This is a genomic window from Streptomyces sp. SS8, from assembly GCF_054072955.1.
Map to the genome: position 1 here is coordinate 1 of NZ_JBSVCZ010000007.1, position 10,604 is coordinate 10,604.

11 protein-coding genes are annotated in these 10,604 nt (G+C 72.6%); 8 read left to right on the forward strand and 3 right to left on the reverse strand.

Features of this window, described 5'->3' with window-relative positions; genetic code table 11:
• The first annotated feature begins 35 nt into the window (after positions 1 to 35).
• The 6 genes from ACW69E_RS08910 (at position 36) to ACW69E_RS08935 (ending at position 5,436) form a co-directional block, all read left to right on the forward strand.
• A complete protein-coding gene (locus tag ACW69E_RS08910) occupies positions 36 to 683 on the forward strand; it encodes an HAD family hydrolase (protein WP_457497638.1) in 648 nt (215 codons plus the stop codon).
• Between the two features lie 121 nt (positions 684 to 804).
• Positions 805 to 1,980 carry an acetoin utilization protein AcuC gene (locus ACW69E_RS08915; RefSeq protein WP_457497639.1) on the forward strand — a complete coding sequence of 392 codons (1,176 nt, stop codon included), beginning with the start codon at positions 805 to 807 and terminating at the stop codon, positions 1,978 to 1,980.
• A gap of 684 nt (positions 1,981 to 2,664) precedes the next feature.
• Positions 2,665 to 2,877 (forward strand): helix-turn-helix domain-containing protein, encoded by a 213-nt coding sequence (locus ACW69E_RS08920; protein ID WP_158238993.1) that lies wholly within the window; start codon positions 2,665 to 2,667, stop codon positions 2,875 to 2,877.
• 128 nt (positions 2,878 to 3,005) lie between these two features.
• Positions 3,006 to 3,104 carry a 30S ribosomal protein bS22 gene (locus tag ACW69E_RS08925; protein ID WP_003948845.1) on the forward strand — a complete coding sequence of 33 codons (99 nt, stop codon included), beginning with the start codon at positions 3,006 to 3,008 and terminating at the stop codon, positions 3,102 to 3,104.
• A gap of 231 nt (positions 3,105 to 3,335) precedes the next feature.
• A complete protein-coding gene (locus ACW69E_RS08930; RefSeq protein ID WP_457497640.1) occupies positions 3,336 to 4,367 on the forward strand; it encodes an NAD-dependent epimerase/dehydratase family protein in 1,032 nt (343 codons plus the stop codon).
• Positions 4,360 to 5,436 (forward strand): lysophospholipid acyltransferase family protein, encoded by a 1,077-nt coding sequence (locus tag ACW69E_RS08935; RefSeq protein ID WP_457497641.1) that lies wholly within the window; start codon positions 4,360 to 4,362, stop codon positions 5,434 to 5,436. The genes ACW69E_RS08930 and ACW69E_RS08935 overlap by 8 nt, the downstream gene beginning before the upstream one ends.
• Before the next feature lie 97 nt (positions 5,437 to 5,533).
• On the opposite strand, the gene ACW69E_RS08940 is transcribed toward ACW69E_RS08935, so the two are convergent.
• The 3 genes from ACW69E_RS08940 to ACW69E_RS08950 all read right to left on the reverse strand — a co-directional run bounded on the left by ACW69E_RS08940 (position 5,534) and on the right by ACW69E_RS08950 (position 9,093).
• Complete coding sequence (locus ACW69E_RS08940) at positions 5,534 to 6,820, reverse strand: DUF5667 domain-containing protein (RefSeq protein ID WP_457497642.1); 1,287 nt, start codon at positions 6,818 to 6,820, stop codon at positions 5,534 to 5,536.
• 222 nt (positions 6,821 to 7,042) lie between these two features.
• Positions 7,043 to 7,822 carry an ECF subfamily RNA polymerase sigma factor, BldN family gene (locus tag ACW69E_RS08945; RefSeq protein ID WP_457497643.1) on the reverse strand — a complete coding sequence of 260 codons (780 nt, stop codon included), beginning with the start codon at positions 7,820 to 7,822 and terminating at the stop codon, positions 7,043 to 7,045.
• A gap of 332 nt (positions 7,823 to 8,154) precedes the next feature.
• The gene (locus ACW69E_RS08950; RefSeq protein WP_457497644.1) at positions 8,155 to 9,093 is read right to left on the reverse strand and encodes an HAD family hydrolase; all 939 of its coding nucleotides are present in this window, start codon (positions 9,091 to 9,093) and stop codon (positions 8,155 to 8,157) included.
• Between the two features lie 178 nt (positions 9,094 to 9,271).
• Between ACW69E_RS08950 and ACW69E_RS08955 the strand changes: the two genes are divergently transcribed.
• Together ACW69E_RS08955 and ACW69E_RS08960 are read left to right on the forward strand one after the other, a co-directional pair.
• On the forward strand, positions 9,272 to 9,508 hold the full coding sequence (locus tag ACW69E_RS08955) for a glutaredoxin family protein (protein WP_457497645.1): 237 nt from the start codon (positions 9,272 to 9,274) through the stop codon (positions 9,506 to 9,508).
• A gap of 284 nt (positions 9,509 to 9,792) precedes the next feature.
• Positions 9,793 to 10,584: a redox-sensing transcriptional repressor Rex gene (locus tag ACW69E_RS08960; protein ID WP_457497646.1), complete on the forward strand. Its 792-nt coding sequence runs from the start codon at positions 9,793 to 9,795 to the stop codon at positions 10,582 to 10,584.
• Positions 10,585 to 10,604 lie beyond the last annotated feature (20 nt).

Consider the following 10,604-nt stretch of genomic DNA (forward strand, 5'->3'; position numbering starts at 1 on the left):
TACGGGACCTTTCGTGTGTTCGGGATGGGTGGCCTATGCGTTATGACCTGGTGATCTTCGACAACGACGGTGTCCTGGTGGACAGCGAGCCGATATCCAACCGGATTCTCGCGGCCTGTCTGACGGAACTGGGGCATCCGACCACCTATGAGGACTCCATCCGGGACTACATGGGCTCCGCCATGCACCGGATTCACGATCTGATCCTGGAGCGATCGGGGCAGCGCCTGCCCCATGACTTCGACGACGTCTTCCACGGCCGGGTCTTCGAGGCCTTCCGGCGTGATCTGCTGCCCGTGCCCGGTGTGGGCGAGGTGTTGCGGAACCTCGACACCGAAAGCGTGCCGTACTGCGTGGCTTCGTCCGGCAGCCACGAGCGGATAAGGGTGGCGCTGGGGAGGACCGGGCTGTACGAGCGCTTCGGGGAGAAGCGTGTCTTCAGCGCGCAGGACGTCGGGCGGGGAAAGCCCGCACCGGATCTCTTCCTCCACGCCGCGGAGGTGATGGGGGTGCCGCCCGAGCGCTGTGCCGTGGTCGAGGACAGTCCTCCGGGAGTGCGGGCGGCCGTCGCGGCGGGGATGGACGTGTACGGGTTCACCGCCATGACGCCGGCGGAGAGGTTGCCGGGGGCGACGGCGCTGTTCTCCGCCATGGACGAACTGCCCGCACTCCTCCTCGCCTGAGAGGCCGGGGCAGGAGGGGAGGCAGGACGAGAGGGGCCCTGGTGGCCGGACTGTCCGTTCGCGGCTCGCGGCGGTGTGGGCGGCCGTGTGGCTCCCCGGGCCGCCCGATACGGTGGCGGGTATGAGCGGCGGCGCACAGTTGATGTGGGACGAGGCGGTCACGGGATACGACTTCGGGCCCGGGCATCCGATGGATCCGGTGCGCCTGAAGCTGACCATGGAGCTCGTCGAGGCTTTCGGGCTGCCCCGTGCCTCCGGGCTGAAGGTGGTCGCCGCGGCGTCCGCGGGCGACTCCACGCTCGGGCTCGTGCACCGCTCCGACTACATCGACACCGTGCGCCGGATCTCCGCGGACCCCCGGGCGGCGGACGGGTCGTACGGCATCGGGACCGAGGACGATCCGGCCTTCGAGGGTATGCACGAGGTCTCGGCGCTGATCGCCGGGCAGTCGGTCGGGGCCGCCGAGGCGGTGTGGCGAGGGGACATCCTCCACGGCGTGAACTTCGCGGGCGGACTGCACCACGCCATGCCGGGCGGTGCGGCCGGCTTCTGCGTCTACAACGACGCCTCCCTGGCCATCGCCCGGCTGCTGGAGCTGGGCGCCGAACGGGTCGCCTACGTGGATATCGACGTCCACCACGGGGACGGCGTCCAGGCGGCCTTCTGGGACGATCCGCGGGTGATGACGGTGTCGTTGCACGAGCACCCCCGCATGCTCTTCCCCGGCACCGGCTGGCCGGAGGAGACCGGCGGGGAGAAGGCGGAGGGCAGCGCGGTCAACATCGCCGTCCCGCCCGGCACCTCCGACGGCGGATGGCTGCGGGCGCTGCACGCGGTGGTGCCGGACCTGCTGCGCTCCTTCCGGCCGCAGGTGCTGGTGACCCAGCACGGCGCCGACACGCACATCGAGGACCCCCTGGCGCACCTGGCGGTGACCGTCGACGCGCAGCGGGCGGCCGCCGAGACCTGCCACGACTGGGCGCACGAGTACGCGGAGGGACGCTGGGTCGCGCTCGGCGGCGGCGGTTACGCGGTGGTCGACGTCGTACCGCGCGCCTGGACGCATCTGGTGGCGATCGCGGCGGGCGAGCCGATCGCGCCGGAGACCATGATCCCGGAGGACTGGCGGCGGCAGGTGTACGCACGCACCCGGCAGGACGCGCCGCGGCGGATGACGGACGGCCGCGAGCCTGTGTGGTCGGAGTGGGAGGCGGGTTACGACCCGGCGAGCGCTCTGGACCAGGCGGTGCTGGCCGCGCGGCGCTCGGTGTATCCGGCGCACGGGCTGCTGCCCTGAGCCGCTGAGCACGGCGGCGGGCCGGGCCCCGAACCGGGCTCGCAGCCGTGTCCCGGCGCAGTCGTCCTGCCGGGAGCACCCGGCCGGCTCACGGGTCCCTACGCTCCCCGTCCGGTGCCCTGTCGGCGGGGTGACCTCCCGTTCTCGCATCGGTGCGGGGGAGATGTGTCGACATGGCGACCCGGTTCGAGGTACGTCCACCGACCCCGCCGGTGCTTGCGCGGGGTCGCGCCGATCCGGAGAGAGGGAGCGCACCTGACGCCCGGTGCGCCGGGCGTACGCTCCCGGCCTCTCTTCCCCGGACGTACGGCCCTCGCCGCCGCGGCGGCGGCCGGGGCCGCGGTGGAGTCGGCGGCCGGGGGGCCGTGCACGGGCAGCGGGGCAGGTCAGCCGGGTGCCGGGATATCGGCTCGGTGGACGGGGGCGGCCCTGCGGCGTCCGCCGCCCGGCCGGGCGGACGGCGTCGGCGGCTGTTCCGGTGTGTGACCGCCCGGCACCACGAGGTCACACACCGCCTGTGTGTTATGTGCTCAATCGTTCCCGTCTGTCACATTAGGAGACCGATGGTTACTCCTCTTCCCCACTCGCATCACCCGCCCCTAATCTGGGGAGGAGCGCGCATGCGAGCAGGAGACACCGGAGGGGAAGCCGGTGCCCGACATGTGCGGAAGGTTCAGGTGTGACATGGCTGCTGCCGAGAGGCCTCTGAACGAGGTCGTGTTCCTGACCGTGGCGGAAGTCGCCTCGGTGATGCGAGTGTCCAAGATGACCGTGTACCGCCTGGTGCACAGCGGTCATCTGCCGGCGATCCGGGTGGGCAGGTCCTTCCGGGTGCCGGAGCAGGCCGTCCACGAGTACCTCCGCGAGTCGTACGTGGAGGCGGAGAAGAGCGCGTAACCGCGGAACGACGGGCTTGTGGCCCCCTCGTGTCACGAGCACTATCCGGCGCCGGGTAGGCTGGGCCGACGTAGGTCGTGTGGGCTCGGACGCCCCGCACCGAGTGACGAAGTGAGCGAGGGTAAGTCGTGGGCTCTGTTATCAAGAAGCGGCGCAAGCGGATGGCCAAGAAGAAGCACCGCAAGCTGCTCAAGCGCACGCGCGTTCAGCGCCGCAACAAGAAGTGAGCGGGCGCGCCGCACACTGATCACCGCCCTCCCACCGCCGTGTCGGTGGGAGGGCGGTGGCGTTCCGCCGTGGAGCGGCGGCCAGCCGATACGGTGGCCGCGGACCGCGCGCAACCGGTCCGGGACCAGGCCGTGAGGAACGGTGGGGAACGGCGAGGAACAATGGAGGGCCGCCGGGGCCCGTGGCAGGACTCCCGGAGGCGCTCCACCGCACGCTGAGAGGGAGCAACGTTGGGCAAGGTCGTGCTCGTCACTGGCGTCGCCCGCCGGCTCGGCGGGCGCTTCGTACGGCGGATCCTGCGCGAGCCCGATGTCGACCGGGTCGTCGGGGTGGACGCCGTGCCGCCCGGACACCACCTCGGCGGGGCGGAGTTCGTCCGCGCCGACATCCGGCAGCCCTCGGTCGCCGGGGTGCTGGCCGAGCACGGGGTGGACACCGTCGTGCACCTGGACGTCAGCGGGGTGCAGCTCCTGCCCGGCACCCGGGCGTCGGTCAAGGAGACCAACGTCATCGGCACCATGCAGCTCCTGGGCGCGTGCCAGAAGGCGCCGTCCGTGCGGCGGGTGGTGGTGAAGTCCAGCACGAACGTCTACGGCTCCTCGTCCCGCGACCCGGCGGTGTTCACCGAGACCACGCCGGCCAAGGGGCTGCCCGGCGGCGGCTTCACCAAGGACATCGTGGAGGTCGAGGAGTACGTGCGCGGGTTCGCCCGCCGCCGCCCCGACGTGGCGGTGACCGTGCTGCGCTTCGCCAACATCCTCGGCCCCGGCGCGGACACGCCGCTGGCGGAGTACTTCCGGCTGCCGGTGCTGCCGACCGTCCTCGGGTACGACCCGCGGCTGCAGTTCGTCCATGAGGACGACGTCGTCGAGGTGCTGCGGCTGTCGGCCGGGGAGCCGCGGCGCGGCACGCTCAACGCGGGGACGTTCAACATCGCCGGCGACGGGGTACTGCTGCTGTCCCAGGCCGCGCGGCGGCTGGGGCGGCCCACGCTGCCCCTGCTGCTGCCGGCGATCCGGTGGACGGGGACGGCGCTGCGCACGGTCGGGGTCACGGACTTCTCGGCCGAGCAGATCCGGCTGCTGACACACGGCAGGGTCGTGGAGACCACGCAGATGCGCGAGGTCCTCGGCTTCGAACCGCGGTACACCACGGCCGGAGCCTTCGCCGACTTCGCGCGCTCAGGGGGTCCGGGGCTGCTGCCGCCGGAGAGACTCGCACACGCGGTGGACCGTATCGAGGAGGTCGTCCGCCATGGCTGACGCCAAGGTCATTCCGTTCGACGACGACCGGTCGCGCGGCGGCCCGGGACGGACCGCCCGGGGACGGGCGGCGGGCGGCGGGCGCCGTACGGGGGGCGACGGTGGCCGTACCGGCCAGGAGGACCGGGGCGGCGCGCAGCAGCCGCTCACGGCCGTTCCCGGAGCCGATTCACGGTCCGGTCCGCAGGACGGCCCGGGGAGCGGCCCGGGGCCGCGGCGGGCGGACCGGGGCGACTGGGACCGCAGGATCGCCGAGGGGCTGGCCTTCCTGCGGCGGCGGATCACCGGGGAGTACGAGGTCGACGAGTTCGGTTACGACGCCGACCTCACCGAGCACGTGCTGCTGTCGGCGCTCCGGCCGGTGTACGAGAAGTACTTCCGGGTCGAGGTGCTCGGCATCGAGAACATCCCCTCCGAGGGCGGCGCGCTGGTGGTCGCCAACCACTCCGGGACCCTGCCGCTGGACGCGCTGATGCTCCAGGTCGCCGTGCACGACCACCATCCGGCGGAGCGGGCCCTGCGGCTGCTGGCGGCCGATCTGGTCTTCATGCTGCCGGTCGTCAACGAGCTGGCCCGGAAGGCCGGGCACACCCTGGCGTGCGCGGAGGACGCCCAGCGGCTGCTGGAGCGGGGTGAGATCGTCGGCGTGATGCCGGAGGGCTTCAAGGGGCTGGGGAAACCGTTCTCCGAGCGCTACAGGCTCCAGCGCTTCGGACGCGGCGGCTTCGTCTCCACGGCGCTGCGGGCCGGGGTGCCGATCGTGCCGTGCTCGATCGTCGGGGCGGAGGAGATCTACCCGATGGTGGGCGACTTCAGGACGCTGGCGCGGCTGCTGGGCATCCCGTACTTCCCCATCACGCCCACCTTCCCCTGGCTGGGGCCGCTGGGGATGGTGCCGCTGCCGACGAAGTGGACGATCCAGTTCGGCGAGCCGGTCCCGATGGACGACTATCCGCCGGAGGCGGTCGACGATCCGATGCTGATGTTCAACCTCACCGACCAGGTGCGCGAGACGATCCAGCACACCCTCTACCGGCTGCTGGTGAGGCGGCGTTCGGTGTTCTTCTGAGCGGCGTTCCCATGGGCACGCGCCACCCGTGGCAGGAGTGCCGTCGGTACGAGCTCCGGGCGGCCGGTGCCCTTCGCGGGCACCGGCCGCCCGTCCGCTAGTCGGAGTCGTCGCCCGCCTCGATGCCCAGTCCCGGCAGGAGGTTCGGGAGGAGGGGCGGGATGGTGATGTCCGGCTCGGGAAGCCGGGGGGCGCCGTCCGGTGTCTTCGACGCGCCGCCCTCGCCGGGGGAGGGGTCCAGCAGATCTCCGGGGTCGGGCAGAAGCCCCTCCCCGTCCGGGGCGGTGGAGCCGGAGGAGCCGGACGGGCTGGGCCGCCGTTCGCCGTCCCGGCCGCCTTCCTCCGCGCCGTCCGCACCGCTCTCGCCGGGCACGGGTGACGACGGCCGGTCCGTACGGCCGGCGTCCGGCCGGTCGCCGCGGCCGGTGTCGGCGGCGGAGTCCGTGTCCTCCTGCGCGGAGTCCAGCAGGGGCCTGAGCGGGCCGACTTCGTCCTCTATGGCGTCGAGGAGCGAACTGACCTCGTCGCCCACGTCGGTGAGCTGGACGGGAAGACCCGCGCGCACCTCGTCCCACTTGGCGCGGTGGGACCGGGAGAAGGACGACAGCGAGCGGATCGGCGCGATCTCGCCCTCGCGCTCGTAGGCCTGGCTGAGCAGCCGGTGGCCCTCAAAGACGTCGTCGCGCATGTGGGAGAGCGTCCTGCGGATGTCGCCGAGCGACTCGTGGTCCAGCGGTCCCGACCGGCCGCGCTCCAGCAGGCGCCGGGCCTCGTCCAACCGTGTGGAGGCGTGGTCCAGATGGACCTCGCCGCGGTCGGCCTCGTCGCCCGCCATGCCGAGTCTGAGATCCTCTATGCCGAGTTTGAGGCCGTAGAGGGTGTCACCGGGCAGGGCGTCGGTGCTGGCCACGGCGGCTCCGCTGAGGGCGCCCGCCGCGAAGCCGAAGCTCAGGCCGCCCGCCGCCAGTCCCCTGGCGAGTCTCGTTCTCGGGCGCAGTCTGCTCAACGGGCCCGGCGCGGAGGCCCGGTGGGTCCCGCCGCGCTCCGTGCGGGCGGAGCGCGGTCCGGGGACCGAGGCGCCCTCGCCGCTTTCGGCGAAGGCGTTCTCCACGGCGGCGAGGAGCTGTGCCCGCTGGGCGGCCTTGACGTCGGGGTCCAGCGCCGGTTTCGGCAGGGCGTCGAGCCTGTCGGCCAGCGACAGCAGCGCCGTGCGCTCGTCGGACGGCCCGCCCGTCGGCCCGGCCTTCGTCTTCTCCGCCTCCCCGGCCGGGACTTCGGGGATCACGCCCCCGGACCGTTCGGCCGCCGCACCCACGGACTCGCGCTCGTCGAGGGCCTGGGCGAAGGCGTTTGCCCGCCGGCTCGGCGATACGGCTCCCATCACGGGCGGCACCTCCTCTCGTCAGCACAGTCGACTCCCTGCCCCACAGGAGGGTTGCACGGCCGTACGGGAGCGGCGGCTCGGGCGCCGCAGTCCGGACGCGACGGGCCGCGGGGAGTCTGCAAACCGCACAACGACCACCGGCCGACGGGGTTACGCCCCGACGGGGGCGCGGTCGCCCTGCCGACCGCTGTGAAACGGAACGTCACCGCACGTCACCACATGTCACCGGCTGTCCTCCGGAAGCAGCCGGGCCAGGGTCCGCACCGCCCGGTACTGGAGGGTCTTGATCGCGCCCTCGTTCTTCCCCATGACCCGCGCGGTCTCGGCGACCGACAGACCCTGCAGGAAGCGGAGCGTCACGCACTCCTGCTGCTGCGGGTTGAGCCGGCGGACGGCGTCCAGCAGGGCGGCGTTGGAGAGGGACTCCAGGACCGAGTCCTCCGGGCTGCGCTCCACCTCGTTGGCGTCGAGCATCTCGCCGGTGGTCACCTCCAGGCGGAAGCGGCTCGACTTGAAGTGGTCCGCCACCAGATTGCGCGCGATGGTGACCAGCCAGGCGCCGAAGTCCCGGCCCTGCCAGGTGAAGGTGCCGATCCGGCGCAGGGCGCGCAGGAACGTCTCGCTGGTGAGGTCCTCGGCCGTGGCCCGGCCGCCGACGCGGTAGTAGATGTAGCGGTAGACGGTGTCGGAGTACTGGTCGTAGAGGCGCCCGAAGGCCTCGGCCTCGCCGCCCTGGGCGCGTTCGACGAGGTCCATCATGCGGCGGCTGTCGCCGTCGACCGGGCGCCGGGCGGCGCCCGGGGCGGCCGCGGCGCGTGTGCGCCGGCCCACCGCGGCGGTGCCGGCGGCTCCCTCGGCCAGGGCGTAGACGGGGCCTGCGGGGACAGGTGCGGCGAGGGCGGGGACGGCGTGCGCGGAGGGGACGAGGACGCGCAGCTGGTCGATGACCAGCGTGCGCAGCGCAGCCAGGCCCGAGGCGTCAACCCCGACGTGTGGGTACACGGGACTCCCAGAGGCAGAGCTTCCATCACGTGCAGTGCGGGACCGTCCGCCCGTCACAAGGGCGTGTGGACACCGGATTGCGTCTGAGGAGAATAACGCTTCGTACAGACCGTGCTACACCTAGTTGCCGAAATCGCCGGTTAGGTTTGCTCTGTTACGCGTTTGCGGCTGCCCGGGCGGCGAACCGGGGTGTTGATGCGATCGGTTCGTGTCGCTTTCCGACCGAATCGGCGTTTCGCCTGTGGCCGGGGACGGCTTCCGTCCGAACTGGCGACCGGTGCGGCCGCTCGGGTGCGGACCGGGCGAGGCCCGGATGCGGCTTCGGCGCGGCCTCAGCGGCGGCGGCGCTGGATCGCCATGGCCGCGGCGGCGCCGCCGGCCACCGCGCCCACCCCGGCCGCGGCCGGGATGCCCACCTTCGCGGCCTTCCGGCCGGTCCGGTAGTCGCGCAGCCGCCAGCCCCGCTCGCGCGCGTGGGCGCGCAGCCTGCTGTCGGGGTTGATGGCGTACGGGTGCCCGACCAGCGAGAGCATCGGGATGTCGTTGGCCGAGTCGCTGTAGGCGGCGCAGCGGGAGAGGTCCAGGTCCTCGGCGGCGGCCAGCGCGCGCACCGCCTCCGCCTTCGCCGGACCGTGCAGCGGCTCGCCGACCAGGCGGCCGGTGTAGACGCCGTCGACGGACTCGGCGACCGTGCCCAGGGCGCCGGTCAGCCCCAGCCTGCGGGCGATGATCGTGGCGGTCTCCACGGGGGCGGCGGTGACCAGCCACACCTTCTGGCCCGCGTCCAGGTGCGCCTGGGCCAGCGCGCGGGTGCCCGGCCAGATCCGGCCGGCCATGTACTCGTCGTAGATCTCCTCGCCGATCTCCGTCAGCTCCGAGACGCGGTGGCCCTTGACGATGGACAGCGCGCTGTCGCGGGCGTCCTGCATGTGCTCGGCGTTCTCCGAGCCCGCGAGCCGGAACCAGGCCTGCTGCCAGGCGAAGCGGAACAGTTCGCGCTTGTGGAAGAACTTCCGCTTGTACAGGCCGCGGCCGAAGTGGAACAGGGCCGCGCCCTGCATGATCGTGTTGTCGAGGTCGAAGAAGGCCGCGGCCCTGGTGTCCCCGTGGACCGGGAACTCCGGCTCCGCCGGTTTCCCCGCCTCGCCGGGGGCGAGCGCGTCGACCTCCCGCGAGGTCTTGCGCGCCGCCTCGGCGGCGGCCTCGCCTGCGAGAACGCTGCGAGCCGTCGCCGAACGCCTGCGGGGAACGAGCCATCCAAGTGCGGCCATGCCGCGAGCATAGCCAGTGTTCCGTGGGGTTCCGGTGACGGAGGGGTGTCGGCAGGGCGGTGACTGCGCCAACCGGGGAAAGCGCGTTCCGGACCGGGCCGGGGACGGGCGAGGACGTGGCGGGAGGTGGCGGGGGACCGGGCGCGGAGGGGTCGGGTGCGGCGGCACAATGGCGGTCATGAAGACCGTCACTCTCATCGGCAAACCCGGGTGCCATCTGTGCGACGACGCCCGCGCGGTGGTCAGCGAGGTGTGCGCGCAACTGGGCGCGCGCTGGGAGGAGAAGGACATCACGCGGGACGAGGAGCTGTACCGCCGTTACTGGGAGCAGATCCCGGTGGTGCTCGTGGACGGCGCGCAGCACGACTTCTGGCGGGTGGACCCGCGGCGGCTGCGCGCGGCGCTGGAGGCGTGATCCGCAGGTCCGCCGTCGGCGGGCCCGCGGCGGGGACCGGCCGCCCCTCGACCGCTCCTCGAGGCGTCCCACGGCCGACGGGCGTATATGTAGGAGGCGTTCCGGGCGGGATCCGGTTCCGCCCGGCGCGTGTGGCACCGGTCACTTTGGCCGGACAAAGCGGACACCGTCTTTGTGCACACGTTCACAAAGACATAGCCTGGGCGGGACGGAGCGGTCCGGACGCATGTCCAGCGGGTGTCCAGCGGGGCCGCTCACCGTTCCGCTCAGACGGCAGGAGCACCGTGGCAACTGGCCGAACACACCGACCGGCGACCCGTAGCCGAGGGATCCCCGAGGCCACCGTCGCCCGGCTTCCGCTGTACCTGCGGGCGCTCACCGCGCTCTCCGAGCGCTCGGTGCCCACGGTCTCCTCGGAGGAGCTGGCGGCCGCCGCCGGCGTCAACTCCGCCAAGCTGCGCAAGGACTTCTCCTACCTCGGCTCGTACGGCACGCGCGGCGTGGGCTACGACGTCGAGTACCTCGTCTACCAGATCTCCCGCGAGCTGGGCCTGACACAGGACTGGCCCGTCGTGATCGTCGGCATCGGAAACCTGGGCGCCGCGCTCGCCAACTACGGCGGCTTCGCCTCCAGGGGCTTCAGGGTCGCCGCGCTGATCGACGCGGACCCGGCGATGGCCGGGAAGCCGGTCGCGGGCATACCCGTGCAGCACACCGACGACCTCGAGGCGATCATCGAGGAGAACGGCGTCTCCATCGGTGTCATCGCCACCCCCGCCGGAGCCGCGCAGCAGGTCTGCGACCGGCTCGTGGCCGCCGGGGTGACCTCCATCCTCAACTTCGCGCCGACCGTGCTGTCCGTGCCCGACGGCGTGGACGTGCGCAAGGTCGACCTCTCCATAGAACTGCAGATCCTCGCCTTCCACGAGCAGCGCAAGGCCGGTGAGGAGACGCCCGGCGAGGGCGGTGCCGACACCACCCCGCCCGCGGCGCCGCCCGCAGCGGCCGTGCGCCGCCGCGGCGAGGGGACCGAACCGGGGCCCGACGGGGACGTGCCCGCCGTGATGCCCGCATGAACGAACGAGCGACCGTGAGA

What these genes read in the sequence shown, in the direction of transcription:
- ACW69E_RS08955 (WP_457497645.1), top strand. Translation starts at nt 9,272, where the DNA reads ATGAAGACCGTCACTCTCATCGGCAAACCCGGGTGCCATCTGTGCGAC.
- ACW69E_RS08910 (WP_457497638.1), top strand. Translation starts at nt 36, where the DNA reads ATGCGTTATGACCTGGTGATCTTCGACAACGACGGTGTCCTGGTGGAC.
- ACW69E_RS08935 (WP_457497641.1), top strand. Translation starts at nt 4,360, where the DNA reads ATGGCTGACGCCAAGGTCATTCCGTTCGACGACGACCGGTCGCGCGGC.
- ACW69E_RS08920 (WP_158238993.1), top strand. Translation starts at nt 2,665, where the DNA reads ATGGCTGCTGCCGAGAGGCCTCTGAACGAGGTCGTGTTCCTGACCGTG.
- ACW69E_RS08950 (WP_457497644.1), bottom strand. Translation starts at nt 9,093, where the DNA reads ATGGCCGCACTTGGATGGCTCGTTCCCCGCAGGCGTTCGGCGACGGCT.
- ACW69E_RS08915 (WP_457497639.1), top strand. Translation starts at nt 805, where the DNA reads ATGAGCGGCGGCGCACAGTTGATGTGGGACGAGGCGGTCACGGGATAC.